Origin of the sequence: Legionella longbeachae, assembly GCF_004283175.1 — a bacterium.
Classification (GTDB): Bacteria; Pseudomonadota; Gammaproteobacteria; order Legionellales; family Legionellaceae; genus Legionella; species Legionella longbeachae.
Window position 1 is genome coordinate 147,287 of sequence record NZ_RXNW01000001.1, and the last position, 18,960, is coordinate 166,246.

The window sequence follows — 18,960 nt, forward strand, 5'->3', positions numbered from 1 at the left end:
TGTATCTTTAGACGGATATTGCATTCAAATTTACCTAAGGATAGCAGCATGAAAAAGCAGTATTTTATTATCAAAGTGTTTATCGCACTATGGGCTACCCTAGCTATAGCAGTAGCTTATGCAGAAAAACCTTTATGGACTTTTACGCCTTTAACCCCGACCCAAAAAGAAGTGTTAAATACCGGAACTGAGACAATAATTTATACGGTTACTAACCAATCAACAAAGAAGCATCAATTGGTTCTCAAACCTCAACGTGGGATTAGTCAAGCGGCACCATGCTTTCTAGGCCCCAAGAACTCTGCAAATTCAACATGTACGTTAACACTTAAACTTACAGGGAATAAATTACCTATTGATGGAATTTCAAAAGGACCAATTCTTTGTCAGGCTTATCCTGATGGCAAGACACCTAATTCCAATCAGTGTTATCAACCGAGTCAAAAAGATAGTTTAAAAATTACCGTGTTCTATTTAAAAAGTAATGGAAGCTCATGTACTAATGGCTTGGAGTGTCAAACGAATGCATGTATACCTGCTACCCATACTTGTAATTTTTGTACACAAAATAATGAATGTGCTCCTGGCAATATTTGTACTTCCCAAGGGTTTTGTATTACCCCAAATGGTGGAGCCTGTTCGACAGATGCAGGTTGTATTATAGGCAGTATCTGTAGTTCAGGGAAATGCCTGGCTCCAAATGGAGCAATTTGCAGCTCAGATAGCGCGTGTCAAAGTAGTCAATGTATTTCAGGTAAATGTAGGGGTAGGGGTAATGGTGCCTCTTGTTCAACCAATGCAACTTGTCAAAGTAATTTTTGTTCTTCTGGAGTATGCACTCCATTAAGTACTGATCAACCCTGTAGTTCTAATGCCCAATGCCAAAGCGGGTACTGTTCTCCTCAAGGTACATGCGCAATTCCTAACACAGGAGCTTCTTGTACCTCAAATGCATTTTGCCAAAGTAATATATGTTCTGGTAATACTTGTTTGGCGCCTGGATCATGTGCCGCTGACTCTGACTGTCCCAACAGTGAACATTGTGATATGACTACCCACATCTGTGTTGCTGTTTGCGTGCCTCGGACTTGCGTTAACCAAGGTGTGCATTGTGGTTCAATAGGAGACGGTTGTGGTGGCATCTTAAATTGTGGTGTTTGTCCTGTTGGGCAGATTTGTAGTGCTGGAGTATGTGGCCCAAGCGCATGTATTCCTGAAACCTGTGCTCAATTAGGAGCGCAATGCGGTATTCAAACTGATGGTTGTGGCGGATTATTGGATTGTGGCACTTGTACAGCACCCCAATCTTGTGGTGGAGGCGGAGTTGCTTCACAATGCGGCTAATTTTGAAGGCTACCAGATACCAGATTCGATTGATTTTCAATCGAGTCTGGTATGATTGCCCAACCATGATCTAATTTATTGATATATTCTTTCCTCATTAGAATTAGCACTTAGATGTAATAACAGTTACAATAGTTCATTTGGCCGATTGACCATTTAATTCATGAAAAAGAAACCCACAGTTAAAACCAGTATCTTATACAAACGTTTGCTCACTTATGTAAAACCGTTTTGGCCAATACTGGCATTAGGTGTGTTCGCCAATATGTTGTACTCCCTAATTGATGCAGGGTTTACTTACATGATGCGCCCCTTTTTTGATAAGAGTTTTATTAATGTCGATATGGATTTTATTAAGAAAATTCCTTATATCGTTTTAATTGGAATCACTCTAAGAGGGCTGGTTAGCTCTTTAGGCAGTTATTGTATGACCTGGGTTGCTCGATCCGTGGTTAAGGTATTAAGAGAAAAAGTGTTTAATCATATTCTGCGTTTACCTGCTGATTTTTATGATCAAGCAACTTCAGGACAAATGCTTTCCAAAATTCTTTATGATGTGGAACAAGTTGCTCAAGTAAGTGCGGATGCTCTAACAGATATTGTCCAAAATATTTGTTTAATTGTGGGATTTCTTACAGTAATGTTTGTTATTTGCTGGCAATTATCGCTCATGTTCCTCTTAACTATACCTTTTGTGGGTTTCATTGTGAATTTCACAAACAAACGAGTAAGACGGATTAGTCATAAAGTACAAAAAACAATGGGTGAAGTTACCGAAATTGCCAGCGAGGCTATTGAAGGCTACAAAGTGGTGCGTATTTTTGATGGTATTGCTTATGAATCAGAAAAATTTAGTAGAGCAATAGAACATTCACGCCAAAATGATATGAAGGTGGCTGCAAGCAAGGCACTTAATGTTTCAGGGGTGCAAATTGTTATCGCTATTGGGATTGCTGCAATTATTGCAGCAGCCATTCAATTATCAACGGTGGTCATTGTTTCAGCAGGTTCTTTTTTGGCAATTATTGCCGCGATGATACAATTAATAAAACCTATGAAAACATTAACAACACTCAATGCAGTGATCCAAAAGGGTCTGGCAGGTGCTGAAAGTGTTTTCAATATGCTTGATGTCTCTATTGAGCAAGAACAAGGCGTTATTTTGCCACGGCGAGCGCGTGGCGAGTTGGTGTTTCAACACGTTTCTTATGCTTACAGGCAAGGTGAGAACGTATTGCATGATGTGAGCTTTACTGTTGAGGCAGGAAAAACAGTTGCTTTAGTAGGTCATTCTGGGAGTGGCAAGACAACTATAGCCAGTTTAATTCCTCGTTTTTATGAAATTACTGAAGGGATCATCGCTTTAGATAACATTCCTATCAATCAAATTGGTTTGTCGAGCTTACGAGAGCAAATGGCTTTGGTGAGTCAAAATGTGACTTTGTTTAATGATACATTAGCTAATAATATCGCTTATGGCCGTTCAGATATAAGTCGTGAGCAAATTATGCATGCGGCTAAACTTGCTTTTGCCGATGAGTTCATTAATCGATTGCCTGAAGGATATGAGACCCGCGTTGGCGAAAATGGTGTATTGCTTTCTGGTGGTCAGCGACAACGAATCGCGATTGCTCGTGCTATTTTGAAAGATGCGCCCATTTTAATTCTTGATGAAGCAACCTCGGCCTTGGACAGTGAGTCTGAACGATACATACAAATTGCTTTGGAAGGGGTCATGAAAAATCGAACCACCATTGTTATTGCTCATCGTTTATCGACAATAAAGCATGCAGATAAAATCATTGTGATGCAGCATGGACGTATTGTAGAGCAAGGCACGCATGAGGAATTACTTGATAGGCAAGGGCATTACGCTCAGCTGCAGGGAATGCAACATTCAGGTATTATTCAAGAGGAAGTTATAGCTTGATGTTTTCTTTTTTAGATAAGTTATGGTACGGAGAGCATCCCTTACAATGGCTGTTACGACCCTTGTCTTGGGGCTATCAAATTGTGGTTTCAGTCAGACGCTATTTTTTGCAGCGTTTTTGTCAAGTTAGCTGCCCTGTTCCCCTTATTATTGTTGGTAATATTACTGTTGGGGGGGTAGGTAAAACTCCTTTAGTAATCGAATTAGCTAAAAAAATGCAAGAAAAAGGATTACGGGTGGGTATTGTGAGTCGTGGTTATGGAGCGACAATAAAACAATTCCCTTACGAAGTTCAAGTTAATGATTCGGCTTTAAAAGTCGGTGATGAGCCTTTATTATTGGCGCAAAGAGCTAAATGTCCTGTAGTGATTGCACCAAAGCGAACCCAGGCAGTAAATTATCTCTTGAAAAAGTATCAAAGCGAAATCATTATTAGTGATGATGGTTTACAGCATTATTGTATGGGAAGAGCTATTGAAATTGCTGTTATTGATGGAACACGCGGTTTAGGGAACGGTTTTTGCTTGCCTGCTGGGCCATTAAGAGAGCCGGCATCTCGCTTAAAGCAAGTTGATTTTATTGTAGTAAATGAAGGAAGCATGGAAAACGCATATTCCATGAGCCTAAGACCTGGGAAAATTAAAAAATTAAATACTGATGAAGAGATTACTCCCGAAACGCTGCAGGGAGTTTGGGAGGCAGTTGCTGCAATTGGTAATCCACAACGTTTTTATTCCACTTTGCAGAAATTAGGGATAGAATTCAATACCTGTTCTTATCCTGATCATTATCAGTTTAGGCCGGAAGATTTGAATTATATTGAATCGCTTATTATTATGACGGAAAAAGATGCAGTAAAATGTCGATCATTTAGTTCAGACAGAATGCATTATTTACCGGTAGATGCTGTATTGGATGATGCATTTTGGAAGGCATTGTGGTTACATCAACAGTTAAAAGGTTATTGCTGATTATGTTTGCTTGGATTCGCTGTTTTCTATTTTTAATCGTATTCCACACAAGTACTGGGTTGTTTGCGACTGAAACTGAAAAAATGCCGCAACCACAACAACAGTCCATTGTTCCTATGATAGGAAGTTGGACGTTTTCCGGAATGGTAAAGAATGAAAGCGGGGATAAATTCGGTTATTTTTTTGAAATGCAACGTCAGGGTATCGATTTTTATGCTAAAGCTGCTTTAATTGATGGGCAAACAAATGAGCTTGTATTTTTTTATGAAGGAAAAGAAAAAATAGAGCAAGTAACATCCCTGGATTGGCATGTAGGCGACTCTTTTATACGTTATAATCCTATCAATGATAGTTGGATTTTTGGGGTCAAAGAAACAGATAAGAAAGGCTTTAATTTCAAGGTAGATATGCTAAAGCAGGCCAATCAGGATAATGAAACTTTAGCTTTACGTCCTGGAATACAATTGCAAGCAGTGCAAACAAGCCAACTTAATGGACATTTACGTATCGACGATAAAGAGCAATTTGTCACAGGGAATAAAGCCTGGTTTGGTAAATTAGTATTAAGTGATGATCAAAAAGATTCACATAAAATAAGCACAGCGTTTTGCAATTTAAATGATGATAATGGTTTTTATTCTGCAAACCTCCAAGAAAAAGATGCAACTAGTGCAGCTGTAGCTGGTTGGCTCGATCCCCTGGGCAATAAAGTAAAAATGTCACAATTCATTTCAATAAAACCGTTAGATAACGATCTATGTATGGTTAAAATTCGCTATCCCAAGCTTAATTTAAAATTGATGAACACATTGAAAGATAAAAATCAATTAAATTCTGTTGCTGGTTTTTCTAAAGAAAGTAAAGGCGCTTTTTGTATTGTTATGCAACAGCTATTCAGTAAGAATACAGTATTGGAACTAGATACTTTAGAAGTTAAGCTAAATGCTTAGTTATTTAGTCATGTGATGGTTTTAAATGCATTATCCTGAGTTCGAGATTAAACCAATCCATCTTGAGGAAACATTTATGCTGATATGAAGCATTGGTGTGCTCGTATTAAGGCATTAGATGTATAATGCTGACTTATCTCTTCAGTGCTAAAGAAGCCAAGGCAGACCTCTCAATTTAAGAAAATCCTTATCCATATCTCACTTCCATTAAGATGGTTTGTCTGGAAGGCATTGAGACAATAGACTTGCTAAAATTAATGCTGCTGGAATAACTAAAAGAGCGAGTTGATAATCATTGAGCGCATGAAGATTAGTGTCTCCCTTGAAATGATCCAGGAAATAACCGATTAATGGTTGTAATAAGGGAGCGCTCAACATTGCCAAAGTATTGGTAAATCCTGTGCATGCTGAGAGAGATTCCGGCGGTGCCAATTCATTTGCAATCGTAAATGCAAGCATATAAGCTCCGCAGCAAAGCCCGATAACAAAGAGTAAAAAACCCATAATGAATATGCTATGTATGGGTAAATACAGCATAAAAAGAAATAAAATAGCGGTTGATAAACATGAAATATGGATTAATGGTTTGCGTTGGGGTAAATACATAGAGAGCCAACCAAAAATCGGGCAACTTAAACCTGCACCAAACAAAACCATGGACGTCAGGATACTTGCTGTTTCCAGAGAGCACTCTAGTTTTAACTGGAGAAAAGGAACAGCCCACATCGCCGCAAAGACAGTAATAACAGAAAACTCTAAACCCACAAATAATCCATTTATCCAGACAAGTTTATTTTTAAGCATTGATAAAAGATGCCCTTTGTATTGAGTATGATTACTTATGATCGGTTTATTAGCAGGGATATATTTCCAACATAGGGTGGAAATTAACAATCCTATAACTCCTGCGCCAGCAATAAAGTTTTGCCAGCTAATCTGGTTTATAAGTGCCCCCATTCCAACCATTCCGAATACAGTAACGGTAAACCCCAGGGTTTCAGATAGCCCTATCATAAACGCATATTGTCTTAATGGGTAATGTTGCCGCAAAATGCGAGTAACACCAACAAATGCGAAAGCTGAACCTCCACCAATGATTAAGCGACCTAAAAATAGGATAAATAAATTATGCCCTGTAGAAAACAGAAAACAACCTAAAGCACAGATTAGGGCGTTTAGTGATAACAGAATGCGCGTATTATAGCGGTCAAAAAGAAGACCAACGGGAATTTGCATCGTAGTATATACATAATAAAAAGCACTACTCAGCAGGCCGGCAGTTAATGCGGCGAGTTTTTGCTCATGCATTATTGCGCCAATAACGATTCCTGATGATAATTGTAAAAAAAATTGAAATAGTAAAAAAAATACGCTAACCAACCAGATGATGGTTCTTGGGGTACTGTGTATGGCTGTTTCAGGTGATGAGTTCATTGACTTTATTTTACCAGAAATGACAAAAATATATAGTATGATGGACAGTGTGTAAATTTATTTTAAATAATCAGGGTATGTTAATAATTCATTCTGTTCAACATCGACGTCCCGAGATTTGTTTATGGGATGTCGGAATTTGAATTGTCAATATACCCTGAATACTTTTAGTGGTGCTCCATTTTTTCAATGTAATGGAGATTAGGGTCTTTGGTTAGGGTAATGAATGATAAACAAATCTCTAAATTTTTTTATCATTGATAAGGATCATAAAACCATAACTTAATTTGATTCAATGGAAATGAATGATAACTGCACCAACGCTTAATGATATTTTGATCGATTCCGCCAGGTATTCCATGGACACCATTTGTGAGTTTTTCTTTAAGTAACATTAATGAAGCAAAATTATGAATATAAAATTCTGGATCTATATATTTCATTGGCGTGGGATCTTCAAGAACAAAATTGACTGGCATTTTATGATTTAGTACTTCATCTTCACTAAAATGAGGCCCAAATTCGTCATAAACGCCTAAATTAGCCAGGATTTTTCCGCTAAACCACGAATGGGGATAATCATTCAAAATAGCTTTTTTACCTGTTGCGGTAATAATAACATTCGCTCTAATTAAAGCACGTTCCAGGTCATTAAAATTTTTAGGATTAATGACTTGTATCCCGAGTTTTTTGGCGAAACCTCTTTGTGTTTCACAAATGTCGACAACAGTAACTGGAATTTTATTTTGATTACAAAAATAAGCAACTCCGCGACCAATTTTGCCAAAACCGAAAATAATCCATGATGTTTCGTTAGGGGGGATTCCAGTTAGTTTTGTAAGAGCCATATGACTACTTTCTGCGCAGCCGAAAACTGTCTCCAGTTGTTTGGTTAAAGTACGATCAATGCTAATTACCGGGAAATCTAGATCCTGATGTCGATAAAAATCATCCCCTGAACCTGTTAATTCTATTGCTCCTATTTTTGGAGCTCCTAAAAACTGATAGAGTTGGGCGCCACAATCATAATAAAGATCAAATTTATCCCCAACAAGGGAAAGAGGTGTCTCAACATAACGAACGTTGGCTTCTTTTAAAGCAGATACAGCGCGTGGATGAGCATGGCAAAAATCACTGGGATTTGTCACGGTGACATCAGCCCCTGCTTCAATTAAACAGGCAATTTTTAATAAAGTATTAACGACTACCGGTACATGATGTAGTATGCGTAACCCTGCTAAAGGGCGTGTAACACTCCATTCAGTAAGTTGCTGATGCATAAAAGGAGCTTCATTTTGAGAATAAATTTGAAAGAACTTCATTAAGGCATTCTGCATTGCATTCGCCAAGACAAGATAATATTTGATTTTATCATAACGTGCTCTTATATGATTTGCAGTATTAATGCTAAAATAAAAAAGCATCCTTGGGAATTGAATCTTAATCAAACGTTGAAGCTAATATCATGAATACTAACGAATTAAAATCATTTTTAATGGTTTACGAATATCGCTCTTACTCACTCGCTGCAAAGCGTTTATTTGTGACTCAATCTGCTGTTAGTAAGCGTATTAATAATTTGGAAAATGAATTTAAAACCAAATTATTTGAAACAAGGGGAAATATGATTTTTCCAACCATGGAAGGACAGTTACTTATTCCATACGCTCGATTACTTTTGCATACATTATGTGATGCTGCTGCTAATTTAAAAAGTCCTGAGCTTACAGAGGTTCCTATTATTATTGGTACGTCAACTTTGCCATGTTATCGATTTTTGCCTTTATTTATAGAGTATTTAAATGAAAATGTGAATAATTTTCCTAATTTTCATATCAAACAAATGGCAAAGCAAGATCTTTTCCCCGCATTACAAAATGGCTTAATTGACATGGCATTAACAACTCAAGATTTGAAGACTAATAGTTCTATTGTATGTAACCAACTTGATGAAGAGGATGTTTATGTTGTTGTGTCTCCCCAACATGAATTAGCAAATCAAAAAGAACTTGATTTAAAAAAGCTTGCGCAATATACATGCATCCTAACAGAAACTGGGTTTTCAATTCGAGATAATTTAGAAAAGCTTTTCTCCAAAGAACAGTTGTCGCTTCTGGTGAAACATGAATTATTTTCATTGCTGGCAATAAAAAAATTAGTAAAAAGAGGATTAGGGTGGAGTGTGTTGCCCAAACAATATTTTGATGAAGAATTAATAAAGTTGGATATTAAAGGTTATTCTGAAAAAATAAATTTATGTTGGTATTGTCACCAAAATCGGACTGATTCTCGACTAATACAGTATGTAGGTCAATTACTGAGAGAATCGCTTCCTTATATTCATCAGCATGTAGAAAATGATATGTAGCTGATGGAGATGAATGGTCAACTCCCCTATAAAATCAAAAAAAATTTATATCAATTTCATGAGCTCTTAGGAATTTTTTAATTTTAATTTTTCAACATAGTGATTTACTGTTATTCTGATAAAGAAGTTTATTGGAGGAAAAATATGAAAAAATGTAATGAAATTGATACTCCCTTAAGTACAGGAACCAAAAAAGAAAATGGTCGATATGAGTGCTTTATTAAAGAAATGAAAACTTTCGAAAACCGTCTCGACTTTTTTAATCAAAAGTTGGATAAAGCGCTTAAAAATCCCAATAGTAAAAATTTAATAGAACTTCAAGAGTGCACCGAGAATCTACCACTCTCACATAAGTCTCCAAAGAAGTAGCCTCACTAATGCTCTATTCTGAGGATTAAATGACCATCCTCAGAATTAAGAAAAACGAGATCTATCTTATGTAACAAAGCCCTTTTATTGAAATATATCGGCTACACAATATTCCACAATGGAATATCCTATTTCTAAATTTCATACTAAGCTAACCACTCGTTAATTACGTAGAATTTAGAATAATCCATGTAAACAATATTTGTACATTGCATGGGAGAGATATATCATGAGAGCCAGAATACTAAATCAGGCATTAACAGCTGCTAGAAGAGTGACGTCAATGAGTAGTAGAGCACCCATGGCAAACCCTTATTACACATCTGCCCCACTATTAATCAATTCAAATGTCATGTTCTCTACGCCTGGCCATGCATTTTCTACATCAATTTATTCTTCTAACATACAGAATATTATCAAAGAACATATTAGTAGTGATAAGGAATTATCAGGGGAAGAAAAATCACTCCTTGTGGATTCAGTAACACTGGAAGTGATGGAGCTTCTTACAAACGCCCCTCAAAATTATAAAATAAATAAAAACTTACAAGAATATTACGATAATATTGACGGTCACGTATCAAATGATCCAAATCCCAAAACGCTGGAAGTTAAAGTAAATCTTACGGGCGATATACCCAAAGGAGCAAATGAAGCTACAGAGAACATTAAAGATAAGACTACTCAAAAAACGAAGGATTCGTCTGTTAAAAATATTATGTCATCAAAGGAGTTACAAGAAAAAGTATTCCGGGAAGCCAAAGAGCACGTACAAGATAATCGGGGGCTGTTATTTTCTTTTAATCTTGTCGAAAATACTTTAAAAAAGGTTTCAGCGCCTTTGTTTGATGGTTTGTATACTCTATTTGCTGACAAAGATGGAATTCCTGAACATAAATCAGAAGCAGTCCTACGGTTAGCCAAGTGGATTGTACTGGCAATTCTAATATATTCCCTTCAGCAGTATTACAATAAAAAATATGAAGAAATCGAAAAAATGGATAAAAATGTTATTACAAGGTATTCAGATGTAGAAAACCTCTATGACAAAGCTGTTTTAATTGCTGAGGAATGTGTTCGCCAAATGAACTCAATAAATGAATTAGAGCAGGATATCGATTTAAATCGAGAACTATTAATGCTATTGGATAATTGTGCTAACTCACAAAATGATCCTCTTGGTTACATAGCTCGATTTAGAGTTTTTTTTCAAGCTCGTATTGATAGCGTTTTAAATGATAAATCCTTCGAAACATCCAAGCTGGACCATAAAATTCAACGAGAACTCAAATCCCGAGAAGAACAAAATCCATTAGCGTCCAAACTTTTGGAAGCCAAAGGAGCAAAAGGATTTCAAGGCACAAAAAATGCCTTAGAAGAGAAAATCAAGGAGTTAGATAGGGAAGTAGCGCATAAAAAAGAAGGTATACGCATAAAAAAAGAACAAATAAATTTGAAAAAAGATCTAATTAAGGAAATATCTGAAAAAACGGAAAAAGATGAAGTGAAAATAATGAAAAATCCGTTAGTCAGGCTTGGAATTTTTGCACCTCAATTTCCCTTGAGCAAAAATAATTGCTTATCCAGTAAAGAAGAATTAATAAATAAGGAAAAAGATAATGAACTGGACAATGACGACATTCTCAGGATGTCAGTTGATTAAAATGTAACATGTTGCTCCCTTTCAAGCATCCATTTGGCCATTGGAGGGGAATGTTGGCGCTTCAGTACACTTTAAAAATGACTCTCAATAAGCAACATAGATGGGATATGTACCAGGGGAGTCATTTTTATTTGCTCTTGTTTCAGTCAAATAGTTAAATTAAAATGAAATATTCTGAGTTGTTGCAGTAAAAATGAATTTGTGTGATTCATATACATCGCTTCAATTGATAGATTTATCTGTATTATGCAGCAAATTAAAACCAGGTTATCTTAGGTAAATGTATATCTTGAAACAAAAGGTGCAGGATACATCGCAAATGTGGAATTTTTCCCCAAAGCGGGTATTGGTGGATTAAATAATCAAAGCAAAAATCCTCATTTATTACCCAATCAAAAACTAAATTCAAAACTGATTTTGATGATTCTCGTTGCGTAACCCGGGGATTTACTAAGACCATACAACTACTAATACGGTACATTTTTTAGACTTGGTTCTGGACCAGCGCACTTTTCCATTAAAGCGTATTCAAATGGATAGTTGAGCAGAATTTTTTTTGCCGAGACAGCTAAAATTGATGGAGTTAGTTATTAAGAAACACAGAAAGAAGAACTGGCAAAATGACAATTTTTCTATAACTGGTAGCCGTCCCTATGTCTCCCTAAGAGGAAACTCTCACTCGGCTATTGTCGCTGCATTAAGTGAAATAATCCCTTTAAGCGAAGCGATGGTTAATAACTAAAAAATAGACAATTAATGTATACAAGTTGCTTAAGTATCATACAAGTTTAATTATGAAAAATTTGAAATGCTCTCTATGGGGCATAGAAATAAATTAGTGTGATTACCGGCAGTTTCTTTCGGCAATCACACCACTACACATGATGAAAAGGAGTTTTAATCGGCTGAAAGTCTGAGATTGTTATTTTCTACATTGTCATCTTCTTTATCGGCTTTAATGCTATGTAATTCATCTTTACATTCATTGCATTTTCTAATGGCATTTGGGTGCACAGGGCTAAAAAGTCCGATTTCGACAAGTAAGTTATTTCCTATTATCTTCTCGATCTTTTGTGTATCCTTTTCTAACTCTCCAATCCTATCTGTTTTTAACCGTATTTCCCTTTGTTTTAATTCTAAACCTTCTTTTTTATGTTTTATGATGTTATCAAATTTGTCGATTTGATATTGCAAGGCATTTTCAGTGCCTTTATATCCTTTTGCTCCTTTCTTTTCTAAAAGCATAGAGGCCAATGGATTATGCTCTTCTAAGGATTGAAGTTTGCGTTCAATTTTACCGTCCAATTGGGATCGTTCTAAGGGTTTATTATTTACCAAACTATCAACAACAGCCCTCAAATTATTAATACCCGCACCGATAACTGTCTCATTTTCCTCAGAATTAGCGCACTCCCCTAACAGCTTTAATAAACTTTCATTTAAGTCTTTATTTTTTGATAACTCATTAATTGAGGTCAGTTGTCTAACACATTCCTGTGCAAGTAAAATTGACTTATGGTAGAGGGCCTCTGCTTGGGCATAATTTGCAACGGCTTGGGCATCAAGATTCTTAACTTCGTTTAGTTTCTTGTTGACGTATTCATAAAGAACGAAAGCTATTATTGCAAGTACAACCCACTTGGCTAATTCTACGACCGCTTTTGCTTTATCTTCAGGTATTCCATCTTTATCAGCAAATGCAGCATAGATACCTTCAAATAACGGTATTGAGGTTTTTTTCAGGGTACCCTCAGATACATTGAAAAGTATCAAAAGCAGCCGATAGTCCTCGATGTGTTCTTTAGCTTCCTTAAAGACCTCATCTTGTATTGCTTTTGCTGAAGTAAATTTTTTAGCAGAAGAGGGCTCATTATTTTCTTGTTTTGGATCATTGGCAGGATCTACTTTGGGTTGATTGGCTTTTTGATCATTACTAAGTTCGACTGAGTTATTAGTTTGGTACGGCTTCCTTTCTTTTTGCATCTCTTCTTTGTATTTTTCAAAGTCTCTTTTAAATGTTTTTTCACCTTTTTCTCTTTCCATTAATTTCCTTGCAAATTTTGCCAATGAATCTGCATCGGGTGTTGCATGTATAAAATTTGGAATTTCCACAGGCATAACATTTGGAATTATCAGGTGATTGGTCGGATGTGTAAAAGGTGTATTCGTGAGATTATGTGTCAACTGTTGTATAGGCGCTGATTTAATCGCTTCTCTTTTTGCAAGTTGCTCCGTTGCTCGTAGCGCGGTTTGTAGTAGCTTCGTTCTCATTGTAATCTCCCATATGGATTATTAGTGCTCATATGGTCAATTTAAACACACGATAATTAGCAGCAGATTATATATGCATGAATTTAAGGCAAGTCTAATTCCAACATAGAATATTCCTGAATTAAGTTGTTTGGTTTTAATTAACGTGAGTTTGAGGGCAAGACTGTTCTATACCGCCTTTATATCGCTAAACAAATGTTATCCCATAAGATGTGTGACATCTATATGGGCTCCAGTTCTCAATAAAGTGAGTTTATATAAAAATGACTTTTATTTTTTATATCGAACTCACATTAATTAATAAGAGACAGTTGAAATTGTTTTACTCCGGGGATTTATCGATTATGCCTCGGAATATTTAGGTTGATTGAGGGCCATTGGGCTTATCGGAGAAGGGGAGTTGTTCTGTATATTTTTCGAGTTCACTCATATTGTTATCATTGGGATTTTTAAGTGCTTTATCTAAAAGTTGATTAAAAAAGGTGAGGTTGCTTTCGTAGGTTTTCATCTCTTGAATATAGGTATCATATCGACCTTTTTTGTTCTTGATTTCAGTATTTTGAGTGTTAATAGTAACTTTTTGCATTTTTTCCTCCAATAAATTCCATTATTAAACCCATCAGGGTTATTATTTAAATTGGTGAAATCAACTTCACATGATAGAAAATTTACCTTAAAAAAATCTTAAATCCTAATGATATAATGGAATGACCCTTGATAATAATTCATGAAGAATTTATAGCTAAGAACTATTCAGGTGTCTTCACTAATAAGTTAGCCTCCTTGCAGATTGTAACTCTTCTAAACAGCCATTTAATTCGTTAATATTTTTATCATTCGGATTTTTAAGCGTTTTATCTAGAAGTCGATTAAAAAATGTAAGGTTGCTTTCGTAGCTTTTCATCTCTTGAATATAATTATTATAACGCCCCTTTTCTTTCTTAATTTCTGTGCTTTCAGTAGCATTAGTCTTAGTAGTTTTTTTCATATTTATACCCTCAAAAATTCTATTATTAAACATATTAGTCTATTGTGAGCAATCCTAAAATAGGGCTTATTTATTCTTAAAATTTTGCTTTTACGTCCATATGTTCTTTCTCAGAAAAACTAATATAACCAAACCAGCTTGCAATCCACTGCCAAAAGCCAAATTGTTCTTGCTTTTTAGCTTGGAAAAATGAATGTTTGCCAAAAGTTTGCTGAGGGTTATCTATTTTCTGTAAATAGGCTAACTCATCATGAAACAAGTAAGCGGTTGCCGTTCGATCATTTGTATTAACTTTTTGATTGATGGAGTCAATCACCTTATCCAATTGTTTTAATTCATGTTTTGAATATGATTTGCAAATGAGCGATTTAAGTGAATTTTTTGCCTCATTTAGTTCTTTATAGTTAAGCTTTGCGAGCATATCCCTTTTTAATTGTGTTCCATTGTTATTGGCGAAAATGGCGTACTCAATAAGGTATAAGTCTCGTTCGCTTTGTGCCGATTTAATTAAATTTTTGTAATGTTGAGCCCGGGTTTTACCACGATAATAATCAAAGAAATAAGAAAAGTAACTTAAAGTTTGATCGCGATGGTTTAGATAGTGGTTTAATGATTGGATGCATTTTTCTTTTTGAATATTTAAACAGGAGTTTGTGTCCTGTTGCAAAGTTGGGTGTCTATCAATTTCTTCGATTGGCTTTGGTGGTTGAATTTTGTGTCGATAGTTTTTTAAATGAGTTTGAATTTCAGGGATCACAAAACTAATAGGTAGTTTTTTTTGCCCCAAACAGTTATGAAGAGTTTTAATTGCTGTATTGAAGTCATTTTGGTTTGTTTGGCTTTGTTCTGAGAGTGGTTTTTGGATGTTTTTGAGTAAGAAGTAGAGTCTTAATTCCAATTGGCAGATTTCTTTAAATCTGGAATTTTCAATTAACTTTTCCAAGAGATCGGCGTTTTCATCACTTAAATAGTCAGGTGTTATATCATGGCCTGACATGATGGTTTTGAGTAGTGCTAAGGCATTTACGATTTCTGGATTTTCTATCGATTGCTCTAAATCGATCTGTTTCTCTCTGATGATTTTTTGGCATTCCGCAAAAACATTACCTATCTCTTCAAGTGCTCTTTTAAAGGGTAGATGACTAAATGTATAACGGTAGATTTGATTGTTTAAATCCAGTTGCTGATGGAGCATATTTAGTTCTATGCGTTCCAGAGTTTTTTGAATGGCTTCCTGGTAAGGAATGGCCAATTGTGCAAGAGCGTTGATGTTAGTGTAGAGCTTAAACAGTTGAGGACGTACATCCATTTTTTCATAATGAGATTCGAGATGCTCCAGATAGGCGCTTACAATTTCTTGCTTATGTTTTAGGATAAGCTGCTGTAAATCGCTATTCAAATCATTTAATTGTTGCTTTTCAATGAGATGAGCTACTACTGCCCATTCATTATACTTTAAAGCCTCAGTTAATAATTTATCCAGGCCGTACTTCTTGGCAATGAGGTGTATGACACGAGGAAAAAGAAGAGGATCTTTCAAAAAAAGTAATACTTCATGATCTGGAGTATCAGGTAATTCACTTTGGGTAAATAAGCTATTAAAAATAGGCTCGTTTTTTTCTTTAATCGCTCGCTTTAAAGGGTTTAAATACAGCTCTGTTTGCTGGAATGCGGGATCATGCTCTGGATTTTTAATGGAATTTAGCAAAGGAATCCTTGGGTGTTGAATATCCGCTTTTAATAAGAGTTGGTACAGTCTGCCATAACCATTAACATAAACTTTTTCAAACCAATCAGAAGGGGGTTGTTCTCCAAATAGTTGATGGATTGCACATTGTCTTTCGTGATCAGTCAAGATGAGTTCTCGAGCAAGTATTTGGTTTGCAATTTTTTCCTTTTTTTGAGCGCAACTAAAAAGAAATAACTTTTTATAATCAAGTGCAAAATCAAGTTTAGATTGAATAAATGGCTCTAAAGAATCCATGCCTTTTTCTATGGCGTCTTGGAGTAGTTTTGCCAGGGGTTGCTTTAACTTAGTTGTTGGAGTTATTAATCCTTGGGTCAAAAATCGTGCAACCAGGTTTTTTTGATTTTGCAGTAGGGCGGATGTGAAAATTTGTTCAATTAAATCAGATTTAATAATGCCGCCATGAGCAAGTAAATAGTCCAAAGGTTTTAATAAATTATTTTGTGCAAGCAAAACATTAAGTTCGGGGTTTTCTTTTAACTGAGGGTAGGTTTTTAAGAGTAAGACAATTCCATTTTCATTTTTATCATGAATGAGCTCATTTAAGAATTCATTCAGTTCCTCTTTATTCCATGTTATTTTGATACATATTGTTTCAGCCAAGTGAAATAGCTTTTTTTTACACCATTCTTTGATTTGATTTTTTTGTTTTTGTTCGTCACCTTTTAATGAAAGCGTATCAGGAGGAAGCAATACGATTGTTTGGTTCAGTTTGGCGAGTTTAGGTGGGTTTTGCATTGATTCATTGAGGTATCCATTAAAAAGTTGCGGTTCTTTCTGTATGCATATATTGATGACTGGTGTGAGGCTCCACATTAAACTGTATTCTAAAATGAGTTTTTTAATCTTGGGGCTTGCTTGTTCAAAACAATTTTCAATAATTGAATAATCGTCATAATCATAACAAAGCATCAATAAAGCACGAATATCCTGGGTCACGCGTAATACGTTGAAATTGAGTTGAGTGAGAGTAGATAAAATAGTTAAATTGTTTTCTTCCAATCCTTTTTTATAAAGAAATTCTAAAGTGTCTATATCAAGCGGATCTTTAAGTTTTTCCTGGAGAAATATGCACATTTCCTGGTTATCATTTAAAATGGCTAGAGTTAAGCCGCTTTTTATGATTTCTTCTGGAACTTCAGCACGCCAAGCATTTTTTATATGTTCATTTTTACGTAGAAAAATAAGGGTATCGAGTAAAGAGGCCGAGCCTATCGATGTTCTTAGATCAATTAACGAGTATTCATGCTTATCAATGTGTCTCCAATTTTCTGGATGGTTTGTTTGCTCTGACCATGCTCGTGCATAAGCCTCAAAAATGGATTTATCTTTACGTTGTATGCATAAGAAAAGTAAGTCAGGTTCTTGAGTATTGACTATAAAACCCATGCCAAGAAGTTTTGATAAGGTTGTTGCATCAATTTTATTAATCACTTCTTTATTAAAAATAGAAGGAAATGTTTCAGGATCAATTTGAGTATTTTTTAAATGAGCGAATAATAAACTTAAAATATGATGTTGATTTGCAATTGCAGCATGTTGAATTTGTTTGATGAGCTGTTCAGGAGAAAGTTTGCTTAAAAATAGATGAATTAGTTGGGAATTACTCTCTTGATGAATAAAGGTTAAAAGCTGTAAGTGATTGTAATTCGTTTGATATCCTGGATGATCGGGGAGACTAAATTGATTAAGAATCTTCATTAGATTGCTGTAGTCTGCTTTCTTTTTCATTAGGTCTGGCAGGGGCTCACTAAATTGTTTTTGTATTGTCTCTTTTAATTCATTTTGCTCCTCAAAGGTTGTATAGGTTTTGAGATAGTAATGAATCAATTTTTCCGTTTCTTTGTGAGTTCCTGTATAAAAAGTTGCCCTAACCCCTTGTAGCAGGGCATTTTTGATACCAGGGGATTTAGGTTGTTGCAATAATAGGTCATTAAATTCTGGGCGGAGGTATTCTTTTGCCAATGAGCTTAAGTCAATATGGTTTTCTTTAAACAAATAATTTAAGGTATTAACATCTCCCGCTAAGGCAGCAAATGTACTGGAGCTTGTATTTGTTTGATGAGCAAATGCGATTTGGTGAAGTTCATCATGGGTAGGATAAGACTCTTTAGTATCATTAGGGTGAGCAAAGACGCGCATTGCTAAACCGAAGGTATTCTCAGTATATTCAAAACAATCTTTAATTTCTTTAATTACTTCATTGATTGAATCAAATTCTTTTATTTTTTTGCTGTAGTTCGGGTCATAGACAACATATTTTCCATTGCGCAAGGTTAATGCAATTGCATGATTTTTGCTGGTAATGTAATAAGATCGATCCTTACGACTGATTTTTTTAAATAGCTCAATCCAACAGGATTCGTCAGTAATGAGTCCTAAGTTAAATTCGTTACTCAGGGGCTTATTTCGAACATCTAAGATTTTTTCGAGATCACCTTGATGGATTTCGTAACCATAATATTCAGATGGACGAAACGTTTTATCTATTTGGATAATGAAACTATCAATAGCATGGTTAGTACCCAAACGATAATTACTGGGTAAGGTAGCCAACTGGTCAAGCAAAGAGAAAAACTGTGAAGTTTTATTTTCTAAGGCATATTTAATATATAACGCAGCGAGTCCTGCACAAATTCCTTTTTGGTTCAGCTCAAAATCAATATTTGGTTTTTGCTTGAGGCATAGATTTACTGCATTGATAATTTTACCTTGGCTCGACATGGTGTTTTCTATGATAGTGCAAAGGACAGTGATTATAAGTTCATTTTAATTTATTTCAATCCACTATGTTTCTTATTTGGCCTACCAATAAGCAATAATTCCAGATCAATGATGATTTACTATACAAGAGGTTACTAAATTATGCTTGCAATTTTATTGTCTCTCCAATAGTCTGTACTGGAAAATAATTATCACAAGGAA

13 protein-coding genes are annotated in these 18,960 nt (G+C 35.4%); 7 read left to right on the forward strand and 6 right to left on the reverse strand.

The window, feature by feature from the left end; genetic code table 11:
- Window positions 1-48 precede the first annotated feature (48 nt).
- The 4 genes from EKG34_RS00580 (at window position 49) to EKG34_RS00595 (ending at window position 5,195) form a co-directional block, all read left to right on the forward strand.
- Complete coding sequence (locus EKG34_RS00580; RefSeq protein ID WP_003632238.1) at window positions 49-1,344, forward strand: hypothetical protein; 1,296 nt, start codon at window positions 49-51, stop codon at window positions 1,342-1,344.
- Window positions 1,345-1,507: 163 nt separating this feature from the next.
- Window positions 1,508-3,274, forward strand: a complete 1,767-nt coding sequence (msbA, locus tag EKG34_RS00585) for a lipid A export permease/ATP-binding protein MsbA (RefSeq protein ID WP_003632237.1) — start codon at window positions 1,508-1,510, stop codon at window positions 3,272-3,274.
- The gene (gene lpxK / locus EKG34_RS00590) at window positions 3,274-4,245 is read left to right on the forward strand and encodes a tetraacyldisaccharide 4'-kinase (protein ID WP_012978977.1); all 972 of its coding nucleotides are present in this window, start codon (window positions 3,274-3,276) and stop codon (window positions 4,243-4,245) included. Before msbA ends, lpxK begins: the two co-directional genes overlap by 1 nt.
- Before the next feature lie 2 nt (window positions 4,246-4,247).
- The gene (locus tag EKG34_RS00595; protein ID WP_041818984.1) at window positions 4,248-5,195 is read left to right on the forward strand and encodes a hypothetical protein; all 948 of its coding nucleotides are present in this window, start codon (window positions 4,248-4,250) and stop codon (window positions 5,193-5,195) included.
- A gap of 207 nt (window positions 5,196-5,402) precedes the next feature.
- Here EKG34_RS00595 and EKG34_RS00600 read toward each other — a convergent pair whose 3' ends face one another.
- Together EKG34_RS00600 and EKG34_RS00605 are read right to left on the reverse strand one after the other, a co-directional pair.
- On the reverse strand, window positions 5,403-6,629 hold the full coding sequence (locus EKG34_RS00600) for an MFS transporter (protein ID WP_085956274.1): 1,227 nt from the start codon (window positions 6,627-6,629) through the stop codon (window positions 5,403-5,405).
- A 254-nt stretch (window positions 6,630-6,883) separates the two neighbouring features.
- Entirely contained in the window at window positions 6,884-7,966 is a 1,083-nt protein-coding gene (locus tag EKG34_RS00605; protein WP_012978980.1) for a Rossmann-fold NAD(P)-binding domain-containing protein, read from the reverse strand.
- A gap of 128 nt (window positions 7,967-8,094) precedes the next feature.
- Between EKG34_RS00605 and EKG34_RS00610 the strand changes: the two genes are divergently transcribed.
- From EKG34_RS00610 to EKG34_RS00620, 3 genes are all read left to right on the forward strand, one after another.
- On the forward strand, window positions 8,095-8,997 hold the full coding sequence (locus EKG34_RS00610; protein WP_003632232.1) for a LysR family transcriptional regulator: 903 nt from the start codon (window positions 8,095-8,097) through the stop codon (window positions 8,995-8,997).
- A 144-nt stretch (window positions 8,998-9,141) separates the two neighbouring features.
- Window positions 9,142-9,366 carry a hypothetical protein gene (locus tag EKG34_RS00615; protein WP_003632231.1) on the forward strand — a complete coding sequence of 75 codons (225 nt, stop codon included), beginning with the start codon at window positions 9,142-9,144 and terminating at the stop codon, window positions 9,364-9,366.
- A 229-nt stretch (window positions 9,367-9,595) separates the two neighbouring features.
- The gene (locus EKG34_RS00620) at window positions 9,596-11,029 is read left to right on the forward strand and encodes a hypothetical protein (protein WP_012978981.1); all 1,434 of its coding nucleotides are present in this window, start codon (window positions 9,596-9,598) and stop codon (window positions 11,027-11,029) included.
- A gap of 897 nt (window positions 11,030-11,926) precedes the next feature.
- Here the strand turns inward: EKG34_RS00620 and EKG34_RS00625 are convergent.
- The 4 genes from EKG34_RS00625 to EKG34_RS00640 form a co-directional block, all read right to left on the reverse strand.
- Window positions 11,927-13,072 carry a hypothetical protein gene (locus tag EKG34_RS00625; RefSeq protein WP_223800002.1) on the reverse strand — a complete coding sequence of 382 codons (1,146 nt, stop codon included), beginning with the start codon at window positions 13,070-13,072 and terminating at the stop codon, window positions 11,927-11,929.
- 586 nt (window positions 13,073-13,658) lie between these two features.
- Window positions 13,659-13,886: a hypothetical protein gene (locus EKG34_RS00630; protein WP_012978983.1), complete on the reverse strand. Its 228-nt coding sequence runs from the start codon at window positions 13,884-13,886 to the stop codon at window positions 13,659-13,661.
- Between the two features lie 180 nt (window positions 13,887-14,066).
- Window positions 14,067-14,288, reverse strand: coding sequence for a hypothetical protein (locus EKG34_RS00635; protein ID WP_003632224.1), 222 nt, complete (start codon window positions 14,286-14,288; stop codon window positions 14,067-14,069).
- 76 nt (window positions 14,289-14,364) lie between these two features.
- The gene (locus tag EKG34_RS00640) at window positions 14,365-18,759 is read right to left on the reverse strand and encodes a hypothetical protein (protein WP_012978984.1); all 4,395 of its coding nucleotides are present in this window, start codon (window positions 18,757-18,759) and stop codon (window positions 14,365-14,367) included.
- Window positions 18,760-18,960 lie beyond the last annotated feature (201 nt).

Excerpts from the sequence above, each read along its gene's own strand:
- EKG34_RS00640 (WP_012978984.1), bottom strand. The coding sequence starts at position 18,759 with ATGTCGAGCCAAGGTAAAATTATCAATGCAGTAAATCTATGCCTCAAG.
- EKG34_RS00625 (WP_223800002.1), bottom strand. The coding sequence starts at position 13,072 with ATGGAAAGAGAAAAAGGTGAAAAAACATTTAAAAGAGACTTTGAAAAA.
- EKG34_RS00610 (WP_003632232.1), top strand. The coding sequence starts at position 8,095 with ATGAATACTAACGAATTAAAATCATTTTTAATGGTTTACGAATATCGC.
- EKG34_RS00605 (WP_012978980.1), bottom strand. The coding sequence starts at position 7,966 with ATGCAGAATGCCTTAATGAAGTTCTTTCAAATTTATTCTCAAAATGAA.
- lpxK (WP_012978977.1), top strand. The coding sequence starts at position 3,274 with ATGTTTTCTTTTTTAGATAAGTTATGGTACGGAGAGCATCCCTTACAA.
- EKG34_RS00600 (WP_085956274.1), bottom strand. The coding sequence starts at position 6,629 with ATGAACTCATCACCTGAAACAGCCATACACAGTACCCCAAGAACCATC.
- EKG34_RS00635 (WP_003632224.1), bottom strand. The coding sequence starts at position 14,288 with ATGAAAAAAACTACTAAGACTAATGCTACTGAAAGCACAGAAATTAAG.
- EKG34_RS00620 (WP_012978981.1), top strand. The coding sequence starts at position 9,596 with ATGAGAGCCAGAATACTAAATCAGGCATTAACAGCTGCTAGAAGAGTG.
- msbA (WP_003632237.1), top strand. The coding sequence starts at position 1,508 with ATGAAAAAGAAACCCACAGTTAAAACCAGTATCTTATACAAACGTTTG.
- EKG34_RS00580 (WP_003632238.1), top strand. The coding sequence starts at position 49 with ATGAAAAAGCAGTATTTTATTATCAAAGTGTTTATCGCACTATGGGCT.
- EKG34_RS00630 (WP_012978983.1), bottom strand. The coding sequence starts at position 13,886 with ATGCAAAAAGTTACTATTAACACTCAAAATACTGAAATCAAGAACAAA.
- EKG34_RS00595 (WP_041818984.1), top strand. The coding sequence starts at position 4,248 with ATGTTTGCTTGGATTCGCTGTTTTCTATTTTTAATCGTATTCCACACA.
- EKG34_RS00615 (WP_003632231.1), top strand. The coding sequence starts at position 9,142 with ATGAAAAAATGTAATGAAATTGATACTCCCTTAAGTACAGGAACCAAA.